Below are 23,677 nucleotides of genomic sequence, written 5' to 3'. Positions count from 1 at the left end.
GTGGGCGCGATCACCGGAACGTTCAAGGGCTTCGGTGTCACCTTCTCGCACATGTTCAAGAAGGTCGTCACCACCGACTACCCGTTCAAGCCGCCGGTCTCGGCGCCGCGCTACCACGGGCGGCACATCCTCAACCGGCACCCGGACGGGCTGGAGAAGTGCATCGGCTGCGAGCTGTGCGCCTGGGCCTGCCCGGCCGACGCGATCTACGTGGAGGGTGGCGACAACACCGAGGAGCAGCGCTTCTCCCCGGGTGAGCGGTACGCCAGCACCTACCAGATCAACTACGCCCGGTGCATCTTCTGCGGGCTCTGCATCGAGGCCTGCCCGACCCGTTCGCTCACCATGAGCAACGAGTACGAGCTGGCCCGGGACAACCGGCAGGACCTGATCTTCACCAAGGAGCAGCTGCTCGCGCCGCTGCTCGAAGGCATGGAGCAGCCGCCGCACCCGATGCGGCTGGGCGACAGCGAGAAGGACTACTACGTCGGCGCGCTCACCAACCCGGGCACCTCGGCCGGCGCCGAGCGCTCGCCGATGGGCCCCGGCCGGTACCAGGTGGAGGAGCACCCCGGTGTGACCTTCCCCGGCGCCGAGCAGGCCGAGCAGCGGTCCGCCGCCGCGGCGGGCAAGGGAGGCAAGGCATGACCTCGGCTACGGTGCTCGCCGCCGCCGGCCAGGTGTCCGGGGGTGAGGAGGTCACCTTCTGGATCCTCGCGCCGCTGGCCCTGCTCGGGGCGATCGGCATGGTGTGGGCCCGCAACGCGGTCCACTCCGCGCTCTGGCTGGTGCTGACCATGCTCTGCCTGGGCGTGTTCTACGTGCTCCAGGCCGGGCCGTTCATCGGCATGGTGCAGATCATCGTCTACACCGGCGCGATCATGATGCTGTTCCTGTTCGTGCTGATGCTCGTCGGCCGGGACGCGTCCGACTCGCTCATCGAGACGCTGCGCGGCCAGCGGGTCGCGGCAGTGGTCCTCGGGCTCGGCTTCGCCGGTCTGGTGGGCACCGGCCTCTACCGGGCGCTCGACGGCGTCCAGGCGGTCGGGCTCGACGAGGCCAACGGTGAGGGCAACGTGCAGGGCATCGCCCGGCTGCTGTTCACCAAGTACGTCTTCGCCTTCGAGCTGACCTCGGCGCTGCTGATCACCGCCGCCGTCGGCGCGATGGTGCTGGCGCACGTGGAGCGGCGCAAGGCGGACCGGATGGACCAGATCGCCACCATGAAGGCGCGGTTCCGTCCCGGCAACTACCCCGGACCGAAGCCCGGCCCGGGTGTCTACGCCACGTCCTCCTCGGTGGCCACCCCGGCCCGTCTGCCCGACGGCCGGCTGACCGACCGCAGCATCCCGGAGATCATGCCGGTGCGCGAGCTGACGGCCGAGGAGACCGCACCGAAGGGGACTGACAAATGACCCCGGACTACTACCTCATCCTCGCGGCGGTGCTGTTCACCATCGGCGCCGTGGGCGTGCTGGTCCGGCGCAACGCGATCGTGCTGTTCATGTGCATCGAGCTGATGCTCAACGCGGCCAACCTGACCCTGGTCACGTTCAGCCGGATCAACGGCGACCTGAACGGCCAGATCATGGCGTTCTTCGTGATGGTGGTGGCGGCGGCCGAGGTCGTGGTCGGGCTCGCGATCATCATGGCGATCTTCCGGACCCGGCGCTCGGCCAGCGTCGACGACGCCAACCTGCTGAAGTACTGAGGGGCTCGTGGTGGAACAGATTCTGACGATCGCCCAGTCTGAGCCAGCCGAAGCCGTCACCTTCGCCACGGCGGACGGGATGCTGGGCAGTGTCTGGCTGCTGGTGGCGATCCCGCTGGTCAGCGCGGCGATCCTGCTGCTGCTCGGCAAGCGGGCCGACCGCTGGGGCCACTGGCTGGGTGTGGGCGCCATCGGCGCCGCCTTCGTGCTCGGGCTCACCTACTTCTTCCAGCTCCGCGGCCTGGAGAACAAGCAGGTCGAGCTGAGCCTCTGGGACTTCATGGCGGTCGGCAACCTGCGGGTGGACTTCGGTCTGCTCTTCGACCCGCTGGCCGCGGTCTTCGTCTTGCTGATCACCGGGGTGGGCTTCCTGATCCACCTCTACGCCGTGGAGTACATGGCGCACGACGCGGGCCGGCGGCTGTTCTTCGCGTACTTCAACCTGTTCGTCGCCGCCATGCTGCTGCTGGTGCTCGGCAACAACTACGTGATGCTCTACTTCGGCTGGGAGGGCGTCGGTCTGGCGTCGTACCTGCTGATCTCCTTCTGGTACGGCCGGCCCAGCGCGGCCACCGCCGGCAAGAAGGCGTTCCTGATGAACCGGGTCGGCGACGCCGGCCTGGCCATCGGCATCTTCATCATGTTCGCGATGCTCGGCACCACCCAGTACGACGAGGTGTTCAACGGGGTCGGCTCGATGACCTCGACCACCGTGCTGGTGCTCGGGCTGCTGCTCCTGCTCGGCGCGGCCGGCAAGTCCGGCCAGTTCCCGCTGCAGGCGTGGTTGCCGGACGCGATGGAGGGCCCGACCCCGGTGTCCGCGCTCATCCACGCGGCCACCATGGTCACCGCCGGCGTCTACCTGATCGCCCGCTCCAACGCGATCTTCTCGGCCAACGAGACGCTCCAGCTCGTGGTGGTCAGCGTCGGCGCGCTCACGCTGCTGATGGGCTGCATCATCGGCGCGGCCAAGGACGACATCAAGCGCGTGCTGGCCTGGTCGACGGTGAGCCAGATCGGCTACATGTTCCTCGGCGTCGGTCTCGGCGGCGCCGCGTACGCGCTGGCCATCGTGCACCTGCTCGCGCACGGCTTCTTCAAGGCCAACATGTTCCTCGGCGCCGGCTCGGTCATGCACGGCATGAACGACCAGGTGGACATCCGCCGCTTCGGCGGGCTGTCCAAGTACATGAAGGTCACCTGGCTGACGTTCATGATGGGCTGGCTCGCCATCATCGGCATGTTCCCGTTCTCCGGCTACTTCTCCAAGGAGCCGATCATCGTGGCCGCGTTCGAGCGGGAGGGCTGGACGGCCTGGCTGTTCGGCATGGCCGCGCTGCTCGGCGCCGGGCTCACCGCGTTCTACATGACGCGGCTGTTCGTGCTCACCTTCCACGGGCCGAAGCGCTGGACCGAGGACATCGAGCACCCGCACGAGTCGCCGAAGCTGATGACCATCCCGCTGATCCTGCTGGCGATCGGCTCGGTGGGCGCGGGCTTCCTGCTCGCCACCTCCGTGCCGGACTGGCTCACCGCCACCAACGGGCTCGGCGGCGAGAGCGGGGAGCACGCGCCGGTGCTGGCGCACTGGCTGCTCACCGCGCTGTCGCTGCTGGTCACCGTGCTGGGCGCCGGGCTGGCCTGGTTCCTGTTCCGCTCCGGTACGGCCACCGAGCCGCAGCCGGCCGGCGTGGTGGTCACCGCCGCCCGCCGGAACCTCTACACGGACGCCTTCAACGAGGCGGTCTTCGAGAAGCCGGGCATCTTCCTCACCCGGGCGCTGGTGTTCCTCGACAACCGGGGCGTGGACGGGCTGGTCAACGGCCTGGCCGCCGCCGTGGGCGGGGGCTCGGGCCGGCTCCGGCGGCTCCAGACCGGCTTCGTGCGGTCGTACGCGACCTCGATCCTGACCGGCGCGCTGCTCGTGGTGGCGGCGTTCCTCGCGGTGCAGGCGGGGTGGTTGGCGTGATCGACCTCAACGCGGCCGCCCCCGCCGGCGGGCCACGCAGTCACGACGGAGGTAAGGCCGAATAATGTCCAACTTCCCGTTCCTCTCGGTGCTGACCGTGGCGCCGCTGGTCGGCGCCCTGGTGGTGGCACTGCTGCCCCGCAGCCGTCCGGACCTGGCCAAGCTGGTGGCGTTCGGCTGGTCGCTGCTGGTGCTGGTGCTCTCGGTGGTGATGTGGTTCGCCTTCTCCGCCGGTGGTGACCGGTTCCAGTTCCGCGAGTCGTACCCGTGGATCCCGAACTGGGGCGTGAGCTTCACCTTCGAGGTGGACGGCATCGCGCTGGTCATGCTGATGCTGATCGCGATCCTGGTGCCGCTGGTGATCCTGGCGTCCTGGCACGACGCGGAGGCGTCGAAGCGCTCGGTGCCCGCGTACTTCGCGCTGCTGCTCGTCCTCGAGTGCACGATGATCGGCGTCTTCGCCGCCGCCGACGTCTTCCTGTTCTACGTGTTCTTCGAGGTCATGCTGGTGCCGATGTACTTCCTGATCGGCAGCTACGGCGGCCACCAGCGGCAGTACGCGGCGGTGAAGTTCTTCCTCTACTCGCTGGTCGGCGGTCTGTTCATGCTGGCCGCGGTGATCGGCCTCTGGGTGGTCGGCGGGAAGACCTTCGACTGGCAGGCGCTGAGCCAGGCGGAGTTCGCCACCGACACGGCCCGCTGGCTGTTCCTCGGCTTCTTCGTCGCCTTCGCGATCAAGGCGCCGTTCTTCCCGTTCCACACCTGGCTGCCGGACGCCGGTGGCGCGGCCCCGGCCGGTGCCGCCGCGCTGCTGGTCGGCGTGCTGGACAAGGTCGGCACGTTCGGCATCCTGCGCTACTGCCTCCCGCTGTTCCCGGAGGCGTCGCGCTGGTTCGCGCCGTGGGCGCTGGCGCTCGGCGTCATCGGCATCATCTACGCCGCGCTGCTGGCGGTCGGCCAGAACGACCTGAAGCGCCTGGTGTCGTACACCTCGATCGCGCACTTCGGGTTCATCGGCGTCGGCATCTTCGCGTTCACCACCCAGGCCGGCACCGGCGCGGTGCTCTACATGCTCAACCACGGCCTGGCCACCGGCCTGCTGTTCCTGGTGGTCGGCATGCTGATCGCCCGGCGCGGCTCGGCGCTGATCAGCGACTTCGGCGGCGCGGGCAAGCTCGTGCCGGTGCTCGCCGGTGTGCTCTTCTTCGCCGGTCTCGCCTCGCTGGCGCTACCCGGTACCGCGCCGTTCGTCTCCGAGTTCCTGGTGCTGATCGGCACGTTCACCGTCAACAAGCCGGTCGCGGTGATCGCCACGCTGGGCATCATCCTGGCGGCGGCGTACGTGCTGTGGATGGTGCAGCGCACCACGCAGGGCACGCTGAACCCGGCGCTGACCGAGGTCGAGGGCATGCGCCGCGACCTCACCCTGCGCGAGAAGGTGGTCGTCGCGCCGCTGATCGCGCTGATCGTGCTGCTCGGCTTCTATCCGAAGCCGGTCACCGACGTCATCAACCCCGCCGTCCAGGCGACCATGCAGGACGTCGGCAAGTCCGACCCCGCCCCTGAGGTCGGCAGCGTCCAGGAGGCCGCAAAATGACCGAGCTCAAGCTGCCGTCGATCGACTACGCGGCGCTCGCTCCGATCCTGATCATGCTGGGCGCGGCGCTCCTCGGGGTCCTGGTCGAGGCGTTCGTGCCGCGCCGCCTGCGTAACGCGGTGCAACTCGGGCTCGCCCTGGTGGCGATGCTCGCCGCGATCGTCATGGTGATCCTGAACTCCGACGACCGGCTGATCACCATCGGCGGCGCCATCGCGATCGACGGGCCCACCCTGTTCCTGCAGGGCGCCATCCTGGTGCTCGCGGTGATGGCGCTGCTGCTCGTCGGCGAGCGCACCGTGGAGCGGGGCGGCGCGTTCGTGGCGCACGCCGCGGTCACCGCCGAGTCGGCGGAGGACCGCCGGCAGGCCGAGGGCGTCGGTGGCGCCACCGAGGTCTACCCGCTGATGTCGTTCGCGATCGGCGGCATGCTGATCTTCGTGGCGGCGAACGACCTGCTGACCATGTTCGTCGCGCTGGAGGTCTTCTCGCTGCCGCTCTACCTGCTCTGCGCGCTGGCCCGCCGCCGGCGTCTGCTGAGCCAGGAGGCGGCGCTGAAGTACTTCATGCTCGGCGCGTACGCCTCGGCGTTCTTCCTGTTCGGTGTCGCCCTGATCTACGGCTTCACCTCCGGGATCCCGGGTCGCACGGCCGGCGTCGACTTCGCCACCGTGCACGCCGCGGTCACCGAGTCGCCGGCCAGCCCGGTGCTGCTGTTCGCCGGCATGGCGCTGCTCGCCATCGGCCTGCTGTTCAAGGCCGCCGCCGCGCCGTTCCACGTCTGGACGCCGGACGTCTACCAGGGCGCGCCGACCCCGGTGACCGGCTTCATGGCGGCCTGCACCAAGGTCGCCGCGTTCGGCGCGCTGCTGCGCGTCTTCCACGTCGCGTTCGCCGGGGCCTCCTGGGACTTCACCCCGGTGCTCGGCGCGATCGCGGTGCTGACCATGCTGGTCGGCGCGGTGCTGGCGGTCACCCAGACCGACATCAAGCGCCTGCTGGCGTACTCGTCGATCGCGAACGCCGGTTACCTGCTCGTCGGTGTGCTGTCCCCGAGCCGTGAAGGGCTCTCCGGCACCATGTTCTACCTGGCCGCGTACGGCTTCTCGGTGCTCGCCGCGTTCGCCGTGGTGACGCTGGTGCGCGACGCCGACGGGGAGGCCACCCACCTGTCCCGCTGGGCCGGGCTGGGCCGCCGCTCGCCGTTCTTCGCGGCGATCTTCACGTTCATCCTGCTGGCCTTCGCCGGCATCCCGCTCACCAGCGGCTTCACCAGCAAGTTCGCGGTCTTCGGCCCGGCCCTGGAGGCGAACCAGGCGTGGCTGGTGATCGCGGGCGTGCTGACCAGCATGGTGCTGGCCTTCCCGTACCTGCGGGTCGTGGTGATGATGTGGCTCTCCGAGCCGGGCGAGTCCACCCCGACGGTGACCGTGCCGGGGGCGCTCACCTCGGCCGCGCTGGTCATCGGCGTGCTCGCCACGCTGGTTCTCGGCGTGGTGCCCGGTCCGCTGCTCGACCTGACGACCGGTGCCGCCGAATTCGTCAGATGACAGAGGTGATCCCACCGGGGGCCGGTACGCCGTGGCGTGCCGGCCCCCGGCGTATCCCCCTCGACGAGCAGGTCGAACGGGTGTGGCATGGTTGAGGACGTGGCGAACCCGGCTGGCGAGCGTTCAGGTCAGTTCGGCGCGCTCGGCCTGCACCTCGCCGATCCGCGCGTCGAAGCCTCCGTGCTGGGCGTGCTCGACCGGGTCGAGGTGAGCCTGCGGGCGAGCGTGGCCAGCGCCGACCCGCTGGTGACCGAGGCGTCCCGGCACCTGGTCGAGGCCGGCGGTAAGCGGTTCCGTCCGCTGCTGGTGGCGCTGGGCGCCCAGTTCGGTGACCCGGACGCCGACCAGGTCGTCCCCGCCGCCGTGGTGATGGAACTCACCCACCTGGCGACGCTGTACCACGACGACGTGATGGACGAGGCCGCCGTGCGGCGTGGCGCGCCGAGCGCCAACTCCCGCTGGACCAACTCCGTCGCCATCCTGGTCGGCGACTACCTCTTCGCCCGCGCCGCCGACATCGCCGCCGACCTGGGCCCCGAGGCCGTACGCCTGCAGGCGCGCACGTTCGCCCGGCTGGTGCACGGCCAGATCGCCGAGACGGTCGGCCCGCGTGACACCGACCCGGTCGCGCACTACCTGCACGTCGTCGCCGAGAAGACCGGCTCGCTCATCGCGACCTCGGCCCGCTTCGGCGGCATGTTCAGCGGCGCGGCGCCCGCGCACGTCGAGGCCCTGGCCGAGTACGGCGAGATCATCGGTGTCGCGTTCCAGCTCTCCGACGACCTGCTGGACATCGCCAGCGAGTCGGAACAGTCCGGCAAGACGCCCGGCACCGACCTGCGCGAGGGTGTGCCGACCCTGCCGGTGCTCTACGCGATGGCCTCGGACGACGCGGACGCGGCGAGCGTACGGCTGCGCGAGATCCTGGCCACCGGCCCGCTGGTGGACGACGCGCTGCACGCCGAGGCGCTCGGCCTGCTGCGGGAGTCCCCGGCGCTCAAGCGAGCCCGGGAGACGGTGCGCAGCTACGCCGAGGACGCCCGGGCCCGGCTGGCCCCGCTTCCCGAGGGCCCGGCGCGTCGCGCGCTGGAGTCGCTCTGCGACTACATCGCCGACCGCACCAGCTGACCGGCCCACCCCTCCCCGCACCCCACCTGCCGCCCTGGCGCTCCGTCGATCATGAAGTTGACGGGCTCCGGGACGGCGTGTCGCGCCGCCAACTTCATGATCGACGCAGCTGGGCCGGGCCGGGCGGGGTGGGGCGGAGGAGGCGGGCGCCCAGCAGCATCAGGAGGGCGGCCAGGAGCATCGCTGCGGCAGCCGTCAGCCACATCGCCGGGTAACCGGACGCGCCGGCCAGCGCGCCCAGGCCGAGCGGTCCCAGGCAGCCGCCCGCGTACACGCCGGTCTGGGTGATCGAGGTGGCGGCGGCCGGGGCCTGCGGGTGGAGCCGGACCACGGCGAAGTTCATCAGCCCCGGCCAGGCCCAGCCGAGACCGAAGCCGAGCACCACGCCCGCGATCAGCGGCACCGAGCCGGTCACCGCGAGCAGGATCAGGCCCACCGAGCCGGTCAGCAGCATCCCGGCGATCAGCCCGACGTGCCCGCCGGTGCGCCGGTCGGCCAGCCAGCCGAGGCCCACCCGGGCGAGCACGCACACCACGCTGCCCAGCGTCAGCGTCAGGCCGGCCAGGCCGGGGGAGAGCCCTCGCGCCGCCGACGAGTCGACCAGGAACGTACCGAGGGCGTTTGCCGCCGCGGCGGCGAGCGTCGCGGCCAGCCCGATCACCACGAGCGGGCCGGTGCCGCCGTTGCGGCGGCCGGAGGCGGTCCGGGCCCGCCGGTCCCGTCCGGCCCTGGGTACGGCTGGCAGCGCGGCCAGCGCGGCTGCGGCGGCCGCCACGAAGGCCCAGCGCCAGCCGGCGGTGAGCGCGACCGTGGGTACGGCCAGACCGGCCAGCAGCGTGGCGGCCGGTACGGCGGCCTGCTTCACGCCGAACGAGAGGCCCTGCCGGTGGGCGGGTACGTGCTCGGCGAGCGCGGCGTTGCTGGCGAGCTGCCCGAGGGCGTTGGCGGCGGCGCTGAGGGCCAGCAGCGCCACCAGGGCCGGGTACGACCGGGCGAGCCCGGCCACGGCGAGCAACGAGGCGGCGGAGAGCAGGATGGCGGCCCGGGCGACCGGTGCCGGGCCGAAGCGCTCGACCAGGGCGCCGGAGGGCACCGAGGCGAGCGCGCTCACGCCGAAGTAGATCGAGACGGCCAGGCCCAGCCCGGCCGGGCTGAAGCTGAGTTCGTCCGCGAGTTGCACGGCGAGACCGCCGACCAGGAAGACGGGCAGGACGCACACGATCGTGGTGAGGGTGGCGCCGGCGCCCACGGAGACGGCGTGTCGGGCCGTCGGCGCGTCGGTTCGCGAAACAGTTTCGGTCATCGCGAGCACACCTAACGCCGGAACGTTTTGGCTGCTCATCGTGTCCGTCGGCACACTGTGTGTGTCCGGTCTTCTGGCATCCTCCATCCGAACAGGCATTTCGCACTCGGCCGGTTTTTCATATGGTGTAAGTCCCCGGCGGCGGAGGTGGTTGTGCGCGACCCCCTGGCGGAACCTTCGGACCTGATCCGAAGCGTGTCCCGCGCGCTTCGAGTGCTCGAGTCGGTCGGCCGTGCGCCGAGAGGGCTCACCGTGAAGCAGATCGCCCGGCGCTGCGAGTTGACAGTGGCCACCACGTACCACCTCGTGCGCACGCTCGCGTACGAGGGCTACGTGATACGGCGCGAGGACGGGACGTACATCGTGGGGCTGGAGGTGGCCGACCGCTACCGCGAGCTGGTCACCGCGTTCCGGGGGCCGCCGGCGGTGGGCGAGGCGCTGCGCCGCGCGGCGTCGGACACCGGCTGGAGCCACTACCTCGGCCGTTTCGTCGGCGGACAGGTGGCGGTGACCGCGTCCGCCGAAGGGCCGCGCTCGCCCTACCTGGAAGACCTGGTGCCGGGCTTCGACGAGGGCGCGCACGCCACCGCGCTGGGCAAGAGCCTGCTCGCCACGCTCACCACCGAACAGCGCTTCCGCTACCTGCGCGAGTACGGCATGCGCCCGTTCACCACCGCCACCCTCACCACCGTCGAGGCGTTCGAGGCGGACCTCGCCGCCGGTGACCGGCGCGGGATGCAGCTGGAACTCGGGCAGTTCCGGCAGGGCGTGGCGTGCGCGGCGGTGCTCGTCGCCCCGGACAAGGACATGGAGCGCCGGGTGGTGCTGGCGTGCGCGCTGCCGGCCGGCGAGATGATGACCTCGGCCCGGGTGGTCCGCGCGAAACTGCTCACCGCCGCGCGGGCCATCGCCGACGGGATCGCCTCCGAGAACTGACTCGCCGCGCGGGCCGATCGCCTGCGGATCGTCTCCCACAACCGACGAGGGGTCGCCGACCTGGTGGGTCGGCGGCCCCTCGCGGGGCGGTCCAGCGCCGGACCGCCCCCGGGGTGGGTCAGCTGCCGACCGGGCCGCCGTCGAGGCGCCAGGTGACCACCACGCCGGGCTTGGCGAAGTCGCCGTCCGGCCAGGTGGAGGCGGGGTTCTCCACCGACGCGCCGGTGACCTCGCCCGGGTGCTGCACCGCGACGAACACCGAGCGGTTGTCGCCGGTGATGAACGGGCCGCAGGTCTCCGCGCCGAGCGGCACGGTGAGGAACTGCTTCAGGTGGCCCCGCTCCGGACCCTCGACGGCAGTGGCGAACAGGCCGTCGTTGCTGCCCAGCGCGTTGCCGTCGGTCGAGATCCACAGGTTGCCGGTGGCGTCGAAGGCGACGTTGTCCGGGCAGGAGATCGGCGAGACCTTGGTCTTGTCGTACCCGGCGAAGTAGGTCGAGGCGTCAGCCGGGTCGCCGCAGACGATCGGCAGCGACCAGGCGAAGGTCTCCGCGGTGTTGTCGCCGCGGTCCTCGACCAGCTCCAGGATCTGCCCGTGCCGGTTGCTGTTGCGCGGGTTCGCCTCGTCGGCGGGCGCCTTGCCGGCCTTGCCGCGGTCGCTGTTGTTCGTCAGCGCCACGTAGACCTTGCCGGTGAGCAGGCTCGGCTCGACGTCCTCGGGACGGTCCATCTTGGTCGCACCGACCTTGTCACCGGCGAGCCGGGTGAAGGTGAGCACGTCGGCGGCGGTCATGCCGTCGACGTACGAGCGGTTGCCGCTGACCAGCTTGATCCAGCGGCCCCGGCCGCCGAACCCGCCGTCGGCCGGAAGCGTGCCGGAACCGTCGATCTCGGCGGCCGGGCTGTCGCCCTCGATCTTCGCGACGTAGAGCGTGCCCGACTCCAGCAGCGTCAGGTTGTGCCGCCGGGCCACCGAGGACTTCCCCGGCATGAACTTCTTGTCCGAGACGAACTTGTAGAGGTAGTCGAAACGCTCGTCGTCGCCCATGTACGCGACCACGCGGCCGTTGCGCGCCACGATCACGTTCGCGCCCTCGTGCTTGAACCGGCCCAGCGCGGTGTGCTTGCGCGGCTTGGCCTGCGGGTCGAACGGGTCGATCTCGACGATCCAGCCGAACCGGTTCGCCTCGTTGGGGTGCCGGGCCAGGTCGAAACGCTCGTCCGCCCGCTCCCACTTGCGGCTGCCGCTCGGGTAGCGCACGTCGGTCGGGATGCCGTACCGGGTCAGCTTCGGCTTCTGCTCCTCCGGCACGCCGTCGCCGCCGACGAAGTACTGGTTGAAGTTCTCCTCGCCGGAGAGCACGGTGCCCCACGGGGTCACGCCACCGGCGCAGTTGTTCAGCGTGCCGATCACCGTCCGGCCCTTCGGGTCGGCGGCGGTACGCAGCCAGGCCGAGCCGGCCGCCGGGCCGGTCAGCTCGAACTTCGTGGCCAGCGCCGTGACCCGCCGGTTGTACTCGCGCCGGCCACGCCGTACCGGCCGCCACTGCCCGGTGTTCTCCACCCGCTCCAGCTCCACCACGGACATGCCGTGCGCGGCCATCGCCACCCGCACCTGCTCGACGGTCAGCGCGTCCTGGCTGGTGAAGCCGGGGAACATCAGATCCTCGTTCGTGTACTCGTGGTTCACCACGAGCAGCGCGCGCCGACGGTCGATCGGCAGCACCCCGACGAAGTCGTTGTTGTAGCCGAACTGCTGGGACTGGGCGGCGGCGGTCTGCCGGCCCAGGCTGAAGGTGGGCGCACCGGGCACGACCTCGTCACCCCAGCGGATCACCACGGAGTGGTCGTACCCGTTCGGGACGACGAGGGTGTCGAGCTTGTTCGGCGGGATCGGCTTGAACGTCAGCTTGCCGTTGCCCGGATCGGCGGGAGGCACCGGGCCGCCGCCGGGCGCGGGCGGTGCGGCGGGCGCCGCGGCGGCCGGCGCCGCACCGGCGAGCGCGCCCGCGGCGGCGCCGCCGAAGCCGAGCACCAGCGCGCCGACCGCGCCGGCCCGGACCACGCCGCGCCGAGAGATCTCGGTGCCGACCACGTCCCCGAAGTACGGGTTGTCGGTCGGGTTCGGCACCGGGTGGTCACACGCGTTGCCGCACCGGTACAGACAGGTCATCGCGTCGCGGCTGCCGTGGCGGGTGCCGCCCAGCAGCGGAAGCAGGCGAGGCCGGTCGCTCATGGGGTGGAGCCTCCTGATCGGACGTGGGGGAATGCGCACGGACGAGGAGGCCCGCGCGCTCACCCGCCGGACGCTGCCAGGGCACGGTAAGCGGCGATCGGCCCGGATCTGAACCGGACGTGAACAGCTCCGCGCTGACCTGCGGATGAACCGTTCGGCGTCACGGCACGTATGGAAGGGCGAACGCATCGCCGGTTTCCCCGCCGCCGGAAGCGAGGTACCGCCATCAGTGACCACGACGCCCAGCTGCTGCGCGCGCTGCACGACGAGCATGCCGACGCGCTGTACGCGCACGCCCTGCGGCTCGTCAACGGCGATCGGCCCCGGGCCGAGGACCTGGTGCAGGAGACGCTGCTGCGCGCCTGGCGGCACCCCGAGTCGCTGGACCCGCGACGCGGCTCGGTACGCGCCTGGCTGTTCACCACCGCACGGAACCTCGCCATCGACGCCTGGCGGCGGCGCTCGGCCCGGGTCGGCGAGGTGTACACCGACGAACTGCCGGAGACCGCCGAGACGGTCGACGAGACCGAGCGCGCGGTGGAGGCGTGGACCGTCGCCGAGGCGCTGAACCGGCTCAGCCCGACCCATCGGGAAGTGCTCGTCGAGTGCTTCTACCAGGGGCGTTCGGTGGCGGAGGCGGCGGCGCGGCTGGGCGTACCACCGGGAACGGTGAAGTCGCGTACCCACTACGCGCTGCGCTCACTACGGTTGGCGCTGGCCGAGATGGGGGTGACCGGGTGACACGCTGCGAGTTCGCGCACGACGACGGGGCTTACGTGCTCGGCGCCCTCGCTCCGGCGGAGCGCGTCGCCTACGAGCGGCACCTGGCCGGGTGCGCGCAGTGCCGGGAGGCGGTGGCCGAGATCGCCGTGCTGCCCGGCCTCCTGGGCCGGCTCGACCCGGCCGGGCTGGAGCAGTTCCTGGAGGTCGGGCCGGAGACGTCGCGGGTGCCCGCGCTGCTCGACGCCGCGCGCGAGCGCAAGCGCCGCGACCGGTCCCGCTCCCGCCGACGGTACGCGCTGACCGCGCTCGCCGCCGCCGCGCTCGCGGTGATCGCCGGTGTCGGCGTGGGGCTCGTGCAGCCGCCCGCCGAACCGTCCAAGCCGCCGGTGGCGCTGGCCTCCATGCGGCCGGTGGCCGGCACGGTGCCGGTGCACGCCGAGGTGGGGCTGACCGAGACGCCGTGGGGCACCGAGGTCACCATGCACTGCGGGTACGACAGGCGGGCCGGGCATCGGGAGGCGTACACGTTCCGGCTGGTGGCGCACGGCCCGGACGGCGCGACGGAGCAGATCGGCTCCTGGCTCGCCGCCCCCGGCGACGACCTGCGCTTCTCCGGCGTCACCCGCTTCACCAAGGGTGAACTGGTCCGCCTGGAGCTGCTCCGAGGAACAAACTCCCCCGTCCTGGCCTACGACCTCCGCTGACCCTGCCCGCCGCCCGCCCCTCCTTTCCCCGTTGATCTTGCACTTTCGGCCCTCGGCGCGGGTGTTATCACCCGTTTCGCCAGGGCGCGAAGTGCAAGATCAGCGCGACGCGGTGGGGGCGGGGGTCGGGGTGGCTGAGGTGCGGGCGGCTACGCGGGTGCGGTGGGAGTGGCGCAGGGCATCGGCGGTGAAGACCACCAGCGCGAGCCAGACCAGGGCGAAGCCGGCCAGCCGGGCCGGTGGCATCGGCTCGTGGAAGATCAGCACGCCGCAGCCGAGCTGGAGGATCGGCGCGAGGTACTGCAACATGCCGACAGTGGACAGCGGCAGCCGGTTAGCCGCACCGGCGAACAGCAGCAGCGGGATCGCGGTGGCGGCACCCGCCAGCACCAGCAGCGCGGTGTGCCCGGCCGAGACGTGCCCGAACGTCGAGTCGCCGCGCGTCGACAGCCACCCCAGGTACGCCAGCGCGGGCAGCGCCAGCACCGCCGACTCGACGAACAGCCCCTCCGTGGCGGGCAGTGCGAGCTGCTTCTTGACCAGCCCGTACCCGGCGAAGCTGAACGCCAGCGTGAGCGCCAGCCAGGGCAGGCGGCCGTAGTCGACGGTGAGTACGGCGACCGCGAGCGCGCCGACGCCGAGCGCCGCCCACTGGGCCCGGCGCAGCCGTTCCCGCAGCACCAGCACGCCGAACAGCACCGACACCAGCGGGTTGATGAAGTAGCCGAGTGCCGTCTCGACCACCCGGTCGGAGTTGACGCCGTAGATGTACGTACCCCAGTTGACGGCGATCAGCGCGGCGGCGAGCCCGATGCCGGCGAGCGCCCGGGGCCGCCGGGCCAGCTTGCGCAGGAAGCCGGCGTGCCGCGTGGCGGCCAGCAGCAACGCCACGAACGCCACCGACCAGAGGATCCGGTGCGCGAGGATCTCCACCGGCCCGGCCGGGCGCAGCAGCTTCAAATAGATCGGGAAGAAACCCCAGATCAGGTACGCGCCGACGCCGTACAGGTAGCCGAGCCGGAGCTGGTTCACCGATCCACCGTAAGTGGTGGATCGCTGTCCTGATCCTTATCGGTGACCGGCGTCACCCGCTGGTCCAGCTCCATCCACCGATCCGCCGCGACCGGGCGGAAGCCGATCTTCGCGTAGACCCCGTGCGCGTCGAGCGTGGCGAGCAGAATCCGGCGTACGCCCAGCTCGGCGAGGTGGTCGCGAACCGCCCCGGCCAGCCAGGTGCCCAGCCCGCGACCCCGCTCGGCCGGGTCCACGTACACGTCGCAGAGCCAGGCGAACGTGGCCCCGTCGGTGACCACCCGGGCGACAGCCACCTGCCGCCCGTCATCCGGCCGGTAGACGCCGAAGCCGACCGAGCCGGCGAACGCGCGCGCCACCGTCTCCCGCTCCCGCCCCAGCGCCCAGTACGCGTCGGTGGAGAGCCAGGCGTGGACCCGGTCCAGGTCGATCCGGTCCGGGTCGGTGCTGATCTCGTAGCCGTCCGCGCGGGTCAGGATGAACACCAGGCCGAGGCTAGTACCGCCGCCCGGCCCTCCCGCCAGCCAATTCCCTCCTGGTGGCCCCGGCCGGTCGCCGTCGCGCCCGGCCGGGACCGTGGCGTCAGTCGCGGTCGAGGACGGCGCCGAGGATCCAGGTGACGATGCCGACGAACAGCGCGCCCAGCACCGCCTCCGGCCAGAACCCGTCCACGTGGAACGGCAGTCCGGCCTCACCGGCGATCCAGCTGGTGAGCAGGAACAGCAGGCCGTTCACCACGAGCGCGATCAGGCCGAGGGTGAGCAGGTAGAAGCCGCACCCCACGGTCTTGATGATCGGCTGGAGCACCGCGTTCACCACGCCGAAGATGACCGCGACGAGCACCAGCGTGATCACCGTCTCGGTGGCCGAGTCGGAGTCGAGCGAGATGCCGGGGATGAGCAGGGTGGCGAGCCAGAACGCCACCGCCGTCGAGCCCACGCGAATCAGAAGACCCTTCAGGAAATCCATGGCCGGGATCGTGCCACGGGCCGTACCACCAGCGGAAGGCTCGACCTGGTACGCGGCGGTGCGGCTCGTCAGTGGCGGGCCGGGCGACCGACCAGTTGCGACTCGACAGGTGTGGGCGAGAGCAGCGCCCAGCGCAGGGCCCGCCGGTTGACCACCGCCACCATGTCGTCGCGGATCCGGGTCAGCCACTCCGCGGAGCCGCCCAGGCCCAGCGCCGCGCCCGCCAGCGCGGCCTCGTCCGGGTCGAGCGGCTGGAGGATCGCCAGGTCGGCGCGGGCCAGCGCCTGCGTGTCGGCCGGGGTCAGCTCGTCGCGTACGACCAGCACCGACTGCCAGGCGGCGGCCGGTCCGGCCTCCGGCGGCACCGGGCCGGCGTCCACCACCACCAGCAGCGGGCACAGCGGCGAGCCGGGCGCGCCACCGATCGGACGGCCCGGCGGGATCAGCGGTACGCCGCCGCCGACCGTCCCGACACCCCGCACGAACGGCTCCCAGAACCGGGGACGGCCGGTCTGCACCACCACGCGCGCGCCGAGCGCCAGCGCCCGCAGCACGAGCAGTTGCGCCGCGGGCACGCCGCCGACCAGCAGCACCCGGGTCGTGGCCGGCCGGAACAGCCGGACGGTGAGCGCCGCGCCGTGCCGGTTCGCGCCCACCATCAGGCCGGCGGCGGCCGAGGGCAGATCCAGCACGGGCGGGGGCGACCCGACGGGGGGCGCGGCGCCGCCGGTCCACGCCAGCGGCAGCGTGGCGGCCAATCCGGCCAGGTGCTCACCGTCGAGCCGGCGCAGCTCGCCGCCGACGTCACCGGCGATCCGGCGCAGCGTGCGTTCCGCGGTCGACAGCTCGGCCGCGCTGCCCGCCGCGACCCGTACCGCCAGCTCGGCCGGAACCGGTGCCGGGCCGATGCGCGGACCGACAGTCAGCGCGACGGTGGTGGCGGTGGCCGGGAGGGCGAGCAGCCGCCCCAGCAGCCCTCGGGCGGCCTCGCCGCGCGGATCGGGCCACCGGCGCAGTCGCCAGGTGGCCTGCGCCAGTCCACCCACTGTGAGCAACGGCCAGGTCTCCCGCACCGGGGCACCCGGCTCGTGATGGGCCAGCTCGGCGATCACCCGCGGTGCCGCGTCGCCGCCCAGCGGCCGGGCGGTGAGCGGGTCGAGCCGGCGGACGAGCCGCCGCAGAGTGCCGGACAGGGCCCGCAACAGGTCCTCGTCCGGCCAGCCGTCGGCGCGCAGCACCTGGACGGCCAGCACCACGCGGGTCCGCCCGGCGACCCGGCCGTCGGTGAGCTGGCGGTACGACGTACCGGCCGGGCCGCCCGCGACCGACGGCGCGGGTGCGGGCGACGACGAGAACACCAGCTGCAACCGGATCGCGGGGGCGTCCGGGGCGGCCGGAGGAAGCAGGTCGAACGGCGCGGGCAGCTCGGGCGCGTGGTCGCCGAGCAGGTCGTCCGGGTCACCCAGTTCCAGCAGCGCGGTCAGGCCGGCGGCGTCGTGCAGCACTGCGGCACCGCCGGACGCCTCCGTCGCGCCGACCACCGCGCCCGGCCGGAGCAGCTCCAGCAGCGCCGCCGGATCGGCCGCCGCCGGCAGGGCACGCCGCCTGGTCAGGTACGCCGCGGCGACGACGAGCCACTCGTGCAGCCACCGGCCGCGCACCCGGACCCACGCGGCCGGCAGCAGCAGGGCCGCCGACAGCAGCGCGACGGCTGTCGGTACGACACCCCGCCCGGCGGCCGCGATCAGCACAGCGACCGCGACCTGGGTCGCCACGATCTGGCCGGCGCGCAGCCGCGCGGCCGGGCGGGTCGTCCACTGTGGTGTGCGGACCGGAACGGACGCGGGCCGCTCGGACGTGCTCGCGGTCACCGCACCTCCTCGCCGGGCCTCCGCGTGACGTGGTCGTGGCTCATCGTAGTGGGCGAGTTGTCCACAGGGGAGCCCGAAGGGGTAGCAGAACCGGAGTCGGACGGCTACCGTCAGCGACGAAATCGTCGAGTCGCGTGTCCGCCGCCGCCAGGCTTCCCCTCCACCGGCCCCGGGCGCCCACCGACGAGTCCACGGTGGTCACTCGGTGGCCAGCCACGACCGAGGAGACGAGGTGACGTCCGGGATGTCCCAGACCCAGGCAGAAGCCGCGGTGATGCAGCAGACCGCCGCGAAGTTCGAGCAGGTCGACCAGTCGCTCCAGACCATGCTCAGCGGCCTGATGGCCGAGCTGGAGGTGTTGCAGCAGGCCTGGCGGGGCGCCGGTGGGCGCTCGTTCGCGCAGGTCAAGCAGCAGTGGGCACAGGACCAGGCCGCCCTGCAACGAGCGCTGCGCGAGACCGCCACCGCGATCCGCACGGCCGGCCGCCAGTACGACGCCTCCGACACCGAGGCCGCCGGCCGGGTGGCGGGCACCAACCGCGGCATCCAGCTGCCGCTCTGACAACCGGAAGGATCGAACCCATGGAGCACGGTGTGCTGGTCGTCAACTTCGCCGCCCTGCAACAGGCGGGCGCCGACATCCAACGGGCGCTGTCCACCCTGGAGAGCCAGCTCGGTCAGCTCGAACGCGACGCCGCCCCGCTCGTGGCGGGCTGGAACGGCGAGGCCCGCGAGGCGTACGAGGTGCGGCAGTCCCGGTGGCGGGCCGCCTCGCAGGACCTCCAGGCGATGCTGCGCGACATCAAGCTCGCGGTGGAGGACTCCGCGACCGACTACCTGGACACCGAGAAGCGCAACGCCAACCTGTTCCAGTGAAGCGGCATCGCACGGCCCGGGCAGCTGACCCGGGCCGTGCGATGGCGTGCCCGGCCGCCGGTCATCTCGGAGCGTCCGTCGCGGCCGCCTGCCACCGCCTGCGTGCTCCGCGCGGCAGCACCAGGGCGAGTGCCGCCACGAGCGCCACCGCCCCGCCCGCCACGGCCGCCGCCAGCAGCGCCCGGTCCCGAGCCGTCTCCCGGCGGGACTGCCGGGCCAGCGCGGCCGGCTCCGGCCGGTCGGCGGGAAGCACCGCACCCGGGCGGGTACGGGCATCCGCCGCACCGGCCGACTCGGTCACCGCCCGGTACGGGTTCAGCACCCCCGCGCCGTAGCCCGCGTCCCGCCCCGGTGCCGGGTCGGCGGCGGCCACGATCCGCGCGGTCACCTCGTCCGCGCTCAGCCGGGGCCGGTACTGACGCAGCAACGCCGCCGTGCCGGCCACGAACGGGGTGGCGTAGCTGGTCCCCTCGGCCCGCTGGTGTCCCGCCCGGGGCGCCGCCATCAGCACCTCGCTGCCGGGGGCGACCACGTCCACGTACGTACCGGTCTGGGAGAACGCCGAGCGCGTCCCGTCCCGCCCGATCGCCCCGACGCCGAGCACCCCGTCGTACGCCGCCGGGTAGGGCCGGGGATCACCGTTGTCGTGCAGGTTCCCGGCGGCGGCCACGACCACCACGTCCCGGCGCACCGCGTAGGCGACGGCGGCGCGTACCGCCGGGTCGTCCGCGTACAGCACGACCGAGAGGTTGAGCACGTCGGCGTCGTGGTCCACGGCCCAGCGGATGGCGCGGGCGAATCCGGCCGCGTCGACCGTACGCCCCGACTCCCGCCCTTCGACCACCTGCTGTTCGCTCACCCGTACCGGCAGGATGCGCGCGTCCGGCGCGAGGCCGCGGAACGCGACGCCGGGCTGCGGGGCGGCGGCGATGATGCTCGCCACCCCGGTGCCGTGCCCGGCGCAGTCCCGGGTGCCGTCCCCGCCCCGGTCGAGGAAGTCGGAGCCGTCGAGTACGCGGCCCGCGAGCTGCGGATGGGATCTGTCCACTCCGGAGTCGACCACCGCGACCACCACTCCGGCGCCGGTCGCGAGCGGGGTGAGCCGGTCCGGTGCGTACCGCTGCTGCGGCCACGGCTGGTCCGCCACCGTCCGGGCCGGCGCGGGCGGGTTGGCGCAGCCGGCCGGCGCGCGGGCCGCCGCCGGTGCGGCCGGCGATGCGGTGACGAGGAGCGTCGCCAGGGCGGCCACGGCGGGGTACGCGACTGGCCGAGGCATCGATGACCTCCGTAACGTGTCGGCTCCGGAACGGGATGTTAGCGCCTCGCTCGGTCCGGGGCCGCCCGTCGATGGCCAGAAGTCCTGATCTTGCTGCCACCTTGTAGGTTGTAGGCGATGCCTGTGGCCTGTTCGCGGAAGGAGAGGTGGCCGTGACCGGATGGGAGCCGGCCACCGAGGCCGAGGTGGCGATGCGGGACGCGCTGCGCGCGCAGGACCAGCAGCAGTACTTCCGCGTGCTGACGCGCGTCGATCTCCTGCTTCCGGTCGCGAGCGGGCCGTCCGCCGGGTGGGGCACCTGGACCGCCGGGGGCCGGACCCACGTGCTGGCCTTCACGTCGGCCGCCGCGCTGCGCGCGAGCCTGGGGGAGAACGCGGGGCCGACCCGTCGCGTCCCCTACCCGGACCTGGCGGCCGGATGGCCCAACCCCGAATGGTGGCTGGCGGTCAACCCCGGCCTGCCGATCGAGGGCTACCTGCCCGCCTGGTACGTGGCCCAGCTCTCCCGGGGCGACATCCGGCTTCCCGGCCGCACCATGGGCGCCCGCGCCCGGCTAGAACGGGTGGAGAACGCCACCCGGGGGGCGCGCAACGCGGTGCCCGAGCCCGCACCCCGCCCGCCGGCCGTTCCCGTCCCGCCGGCCGCCGTCACGCCTGCTCCGGTGCCTTCTGCCGTCTTTCCGCCGGCCGCTGTGCCGCCGCCTGCGGTGCCGCCTCCCGCCGTGCCGCCGCCCGCGGTGCCGTTCCCGGCCGTGCCGCCGGCTGCCGGTGTGCCGGGCCGTTCCGAGCGGCTGATGGGCGGCGAGGAGCCGTCCACGGTGCCGATGCGGGCCGCCTCGGTCCTGGGACGGCGGCTGCCCACCGTGCCGCCCCGCCGCCGGGCACCGGACAACGACGTCCCGAGCCGGACCGCCCCCGGTGCCGAGCCCGATACGGACGCCCTCGACGGCTGGCTCACCGACCTGCGCCGCCGCCCGGACGAGCCGGACCCCTTCGCCGCCGCCCCGGCGGCGCCGCCCGACGAGTCACCGGCGACCTCCGTGCCGCCGCCGTCCCGCTCCTTCTTCGAGCCCTCGTCCGGTGGCCGATCGGCGCGGCGCCCGTCGTCGCTGGACCCGTCGCGCCGGGCCGGTGACCGGGCCACCCCGCCGACCCGGTTCGCCGGCGGGCAGCCGTTCCCACGGCGGCGGCCGTTGAACGAGCCGGTACGCGAGGGCCCGACCCACGCGTTCCCGGCGCAACCGGACGAGCCGCCGCCGACGTCCCGGTCGGAGGAGGCTACCCAGGCGTTCCGGCCGACCCGTCCGGCCGAGGACGCGACCGAGACGCTGCCCCGGCGGCCCGCCGGCCCGGCCGCGCACGCGGGACCGGGCACCGTGACGCACGCCGGACCGGCTACGACAGCGAACGCCGGACCGGCCGCCGCCGACGGGTGGGGTACCGCACCGGACGGCACCGAGGGCGAGACCGTGCGGTGGGAGACGCTCGCCGAGCCGGTGGAGGAACTGCCCCCGTCGATCGCCGAGCCGGTCTCCGCGCCGCCCGCGCCGCGCCGCGACTTCACACCCATCGTCATCGAGGGCACCGTGATCGAGGCCCGCGACCTGACCGAGCCCGCGCCGTTCTGGTCCGCGCAGCAGGCCGGCCCGATACGTCCGGAGCCGGCCGAGGACGCGACCACGCCGTGGGCCGGCACCACCGACCCGACGATGCCGCTCTCCGCGGCGCCGGTCGCCGACGACACGGTGAACCTCGCCGAGCCGGTGCCGACTCGTCTCGACGCCACCGGTACGCCCGACCGGAGCACGCCGCCCGCCGAGCCGACGGTGTCGTTCGCGTCGTCGTCCGAGCCGACGACGTCACTGTTCGAGCCGTCGGCCCTCGCAGCGGAGGTCACCGCACCGCTGTTCACGCCGTCGCCGTCGCCGTCGCCGTCGGCCGAGCCGACCGTGTCGCTGTCAGGTCCCGCTGAGGCCGAGCTGACCGTGTCGCTGTCGGGTCCGGCCGGGGCCGAGCCGGCGGTGTCGTCCGCGCCGGCGGCCGAACCCACCATGTCACTGTTCGAGTCGCCGGCCCCGGCGGGCGAGGTCACCGCGCCGCTGTTCACGCCGTCGGCGTCGGCCGAGCCGACGGTGTCGCTGTTCGATCCGGCACCGGCTGCGCCGTTGTCCGCCCCGGCGGAGGCCGAACCGACAGTGTCGCTGTTCGACCCGGTCTCGGCCGAGCCGACGACAGCGTTCTCCGTGCCGGACGACCTCACCGCCCCGCTGACCGGTCCGGTCTCGGCCGAGCCGACCGTGTCGTTGTCCGGACACGTGCCGGCGGACCAGCCGACCGTGTCCCTCTTCGAGCCGGCGACCGCCGACGAACCGGTCACCACGTCGCTGTTCGCCTCCGACGACCCGACCGAAGCGCCGCTGTCCACACCGGAGCCCGCGGCTCCGGACGTCCCGCCGTCCGACGACGGACCGGCCGCCGATTTCGTACCGGCGAACGACGTCGAGGAAGACCTGCTGGCCGCCGCGGGCAGCGGCAGCACCGACGGATTCCTCACCACGCTGCTGCTGGCCCGCGTGCTGCTGCCGGTCGCGCCCGACTCGGCCGCCGGCAGCCGGCCGGGAGACCCCGGCTTCGTCTGGCACGCCGACCGGGTCGACGGCGAGCGGTGCGTCTCGGTCTACACCTCGCCGGAACGCCTGGCCGAGCACACCGAGGGCCAGGTCGAGACGGTACGGGTCAAGTTCGTCCAGCTCATCCGCAGGTGGCCGGACGTGGCGTGGTCGTTCCGGGTCAACCCGGGCAGCCCGGTCGGTGCGACGTACCCGGGGGAGCAGGTCCTCGCGCTCGCCAACTGGGCGGCCGAGGTGGGCCTCGGCGACGATCCGGAGCCGGCCGCCGCGCCGCAGCCGGCGGAACGGCAGCGCCCGGAGGCACCCACGATCGCCGCGAACCGGCCGGTGACCATGCAGAAGGCGATTGCGGCGAGCCAGCTCGCGTACTACCTGGAGCGTGGCTACGACCGGGTCTCCGGCTTCGTGCACCGGGCCGGGGAACTGGCGCACCTGCGTACCCCGGCGGAGCTGTACCGGGCGCTCGGGCTCGGCCACCCGGGTTCGCCGTTCTCGCCGGAAGACGAGGAGATCTACCTGCTGCGCTGGCCCGCCTACCGGCCGAGCCTCTACCGGATCCCGTACGGCGGTCCGACCGAGACGGCGATGCGGGCGATGGAGGGCTGGGTGATCGAGCGGCCCCCGTTCCGTGGCAACGGCTTCGCGCCGGGGGAGAGCAGCGACGTGATCGCCGAGTTCAAGGTGGACAGTGCCCGGCTCCCGCACGGCGCCGAGCTGTGGCGGGTCGGCGCGGACGGCGACAGCAAGCTGGTCGCGGTGCTGGACACCGACGAGTTGCTGTGGCGGAAGGCGGCCGAGGCGTGACCCGCGACGGCTACGTGGCCCGCTGGCAGGGCCGGGAGTACCAGGCCAGCCCCGACGGCGACGACATCCGCCTGTACCAGCCCGGCCCGGACGAGGGCTTCACCGAGGTACGCCCCGGCCGGTACGTCCGGGTGGTGCCGGCCGCCGAGGTCGACGATCTGGCGTACGTGCGGACCACCTGCACCTGGCAGGGGCAGCCGTTCATCGTGCTGGCCGAGCACGACGGCTGGCTGCGGCTGGAGTACACCGGTGGGCGCTGGCCGGTGGCCGAGGCGATGGGGCTGGAGGCGTTCGACTTCGGCGTCTACCAGGGCTGGGCGCCGGCGGCCGAGGTGGCCGACCTGGGCGAGCAGCGGGTCTGA

General features: G+C 73.0%; 21 protein-coding genes. 14 read left to right on the top strand and 7 right to left on the bottom strand.

Annotation, left to right across the window (positions count from 1 at the left end; translation table 11 throughout):
* The 7 genes from nuoI to O7607_RS10660 all read left to right on the top strand — a co-directional run bounded on the left by nuoI (position 1) and on the right by O7607_RS10660 (position 7,955).
* Entirely contained in the window at positions 1 to 648 is a 648-nt protein-coding gene (nuoI, locus tag O7607_RS10690) for an NADH-quinone oxidoreductase subunit NuoI (protein WP_013283609.1), read from the top strand.
* Positions 645 to 1,415: an NADH-quinone oxidoreductase subunit J gene (locus O7607_RS10685; protein ID WP_269702828.1), complete on the top strand. Its 771-nt coding sequence runs from the start codon at positions 645 to 647 to the stop codon at positions 1,413 to 1,415. The genes nuoI and O7607_RS10685 overlap by 4 nt, the downstream gene beginning before the upstream one ends.
* On the top strand, positions 1,412 to 1,711 hold the full coding sequence (gene nuoK, locus O7607_RS10680; RefSeq protein ID WP_013283611.1) for an NADH-quinone oxidoreductase subunit NuoK: 300 nt from the start codon (positions 1,412 to 1,414) through the stop codon (positions 1,709 to 1,711). The genes O7607_RS10685 and nuoK overlap by 4 nt, the downstream gene beginning before the upstream one ends.
* A 7-nt stretch (positions 1,712 to 1,718) precedes the next feature.
* A complete protein-coding gene (nuoL, locus tag O7607_RS10675) occupies positions 1,719 to 3,680 on the top strand; it encodes an NADH-quinone oxidoreductase subunit L (RefSeq protein WP_433494769.1) in 1,962 nt (653 codons plus the stop codon).
* 64 nt (positions 3,681 to 3,744) lie between these two features.
* Positions 3,745 to 5,277 carry an NADH-quinone oxidoreductase subunit M gene (locus O7607_RS10670; protein ID WP_120572072.1) on the top strand — a complete coding sequence of 511 codons (1,533 nt, stop codon included), beginning with the start codon at positions 3,745 to 3,747 and terminating at the stop codon, positions 5,275 to 5,277.
* Positions 5,274 to 6,827, top strand: coding sequence for an NADH-quinone oxidoreductase subunit NuoN (gene nuoN, locus O7607_RS10665; protein WP_269702825.1), 1,554 nt, complete (start codon positions 5,274 to 5,276; stop codon positions 6,825 to 6,827). The genes O7607_RS10670 and nuoN overlap by 4 nt, the downstream gene beginning before the upstream one ends.
* An 87-nt stretch (positions 6,828 to 6,914) precedes the next feature.
* A complete protein-coding gene (locus O7607_RS10660) occupies positions 6,915 to 7,955 on the top strand; it encodes a polyprenyl synthetase family protein (RefSeq protein ID WP_269702823.1) in 1,041 nt (346 codons plus the stop codon).
* Positions 7,956 to 8,049: 94 nt separating this feature from the next.
* On the opposite strand, the gene O7607_RS10655 is transcribed toward O7607_RS10660, so the two are convergent.
* The gene (locus O7607_RS10655) at positions 8,050 to 9,258 is read right to left on the bottom strand and encodes an MFS transporter (RefSeq protein WP_269702821.1); all 1,209 of its coding nucleotides are present in this window, start codon (positions 9,256 to 9,258) and stop codon (positions 8,050 to 8,052) included.
* Between the two features lie 153 nt (positions 9,259 to 9,411).
* On the opposite strand from O7607_RS10655, the gene O7607_RS10650 reads away from it, so the two are divergent.
* On the top strand, positions 9,412 to 10,194 hold the full coding sequence (locus O7607_RS10650) for an IclR family transcriptional regulator (RefSeq protein WP_269702819.1): 783 nt from the start codon (positions 9,412 to 9,414) through the stop codon (positions 10,192 to 10,194).
* 118 nt (positions 10,195 to 10,312) lie between these two features.
* Here O7607_RS10650 and O7607_RS10645 read toward each other — a convergent pair whose 3' ends face one another.
* Entirely contained in the window at positions 10,313 to 12,430 is a 2,118-nt protein-coding gene (locus O7607_RS10645; RefSeq protein WP_269702817.1) for a PhoX family protein, read from the bottom strand.
* A 171-nt stretch (positions 12,431 to 12,601) separates the two neighbouring features.
* Here O7607_RS10645 and O7607_RS10640 point away from each other — a divergent pair, with 171 nt between their 5' ends.
* Together O7607_RS10640 and O7607_RS10635 are read left to right on the top strand one after the other, a co-directional pair.
* A complete protein-coding gene (locus O7607_RS10640; protein WP_013283619.1) occupies positions 12,602 to 13,171 on the top strand; it encodes a sigma-70 family RNA polymerase sigma factor in 570 nt (189 codons plus the stop codon).
* Positions 13,168 to 13,857, top strand: a complete 690-nt coding sequence (locus tag O7607_RS10635) for an anti-sigma factor family protein (RefSeq protein ID WP_269702815.1) — start codon at positions 13,168 to 13,170, stop codon at positions 13,855 to 13,857. The genes O7607_RS10640 and O7607_RS10635 overlap by 4 nt, the downstream gene beginning before the upstream one ends.
* A 99-nt stretch (positions 13,858 to 13,956) precedes the next feature.
* On the opposite strand, the gene rarD is transcribed toward O7607_RS10635, so the two are convergent.
* The 4 genes from rarD to eccE form a co-directional block, all read right to left on the bottom strand.
* The gene (rarD, locus tag O7607_RS10630) at positions 13,957 to 14,889 is read right to left on the bottom strand and encodes an EamA family transporter RarD (protein WP_269702813.1); all 933 of its coding nucleotides are present in this window, start codon (positions 14,887 to 14,889) and stop codon (positions 13,957 to 13,959) included.
* Complete coding sequence (locus O7607_RS10625) at positions 14,886 to 15,374, bottom strand: GNAT family N-acetyltransferase (RefSeq protein ID WP_269702811.1); 489 nt, start codon at positions 15,372 to 15,374, stop codon at positions 14,886 to 14,888. Before O7607_RS10625 ends, rarD begins: the two co-directional genes overlap by 4 nt.
* 97 nt (positions 15,375 to 15,471) lie before the next feature.
* Positions 15,472 to 15,858 carry a phage holin family protein gene (locus O7607_RS10620; protein ID WP_013283623.1) on the bottom strand — a complete coding sequence of 129 codons (387 nt, stop codon included), beginning with the start codon at positions 15,856 to 15,858 and terminating at the stop codon, positions 15,472 to 15,474.
* A 68-nt stretch (positions 15,859 to 15,926) separates the two neighbouring features.
* Positions 15,927 to 17,729, bottom strand: a complete 1,803-nt coding sequence (gene eccE / locus O7607_RS10615) for a type VII secretion protein EccE (RefSeq protein WP_269702809.1) — start codon at positions 17,727 to 17,729, stop codon at positions 15,927 to 15,929.
* Positions 17,730 to 17,973: 244 nt separating this feature from the next.
* On the opposite strand from eccE, the gene O7607_RS10610 reads away from it, so the two are divergent.
* Complete coding sequence (locus O7607_RS10610; RefSeq protein WP_269702807.1) at positions 17,974 to 18,291, top strand: WXG100 family type VII secretion target; 318 nt, start codon at positions 17,974 to 17,976, stop codon at positions 18,289 to 18,291.
* A 20-nt stretch (positions 18,292 to 18,311) separates the two neighbouring features.
* Positions 18,312 to 18,605, top strand: a complete 294-nt coding sequence (locus tag O7607_RS10605) for a WXG100 family type VII secretion target (protein ID WP_269702805.1) — start codon at positions 18,312 to 18,314, stop codon at positions 18,603 to 18,605.
* Positions 18,606 to 18,666: 61 nt separating this feature from the next.
* Here the strand turns inward: O7607_RS10605 and mycP are convergent, their stop codons facing one another.
* On the bottom strand, positions 18,667 to 19,881 hold the full coding sequence (mycP, locus tag O7607_RS10600) for a type VII secretion-associated serine protease mycosin (RefSeq protein WP_269702803.1): 1,215 nt from the start codon (positions 19,879 to 19,881) through the stop codon (positions 18,667 to 18,669).
* 152 nt (positions 19,882 to 20,033) lie between these two features.
* On the opposite strand from mycP, the gene O7607_RS10595 reads away from it, so the two are divergent.
* Entirely contained in the window at positions 20,034 to 23,315 is a 3,282-nt protein-coding gene (locus O7607_RS10595) for an SseB family protein (protein ID WP_269702802.1), read from the top strand.
* Complete coding sequence (locus O7607_RS10590) at positions 23,312 to 23,677, top strand: hypothetical protein (protein ID WP_269702800.1); 366 nt, start codon at positions 23,312 to 23,314, stop codon at positions 23,675 to 23,677. The genes O7607_RS10595 and O7607_RS10590 overlap by 4 nt, the downstream gene beginning before the upstream one ends.

This window comes from Micromonospora sp. WMMA1949, assembly GCF_027460145.1.
In the GTDB taxonomy this organism is placed as follows: domain Bacteria; phylum Actinomycetota; class Actinomycetes; order Mycobacteriales; family Micromonosporaceae; genus Micromonospora.
Note: the sequence above shows the minus strand (reverse complement) of the source record. Positions and strands in the feature narration are given on the sequence as shown.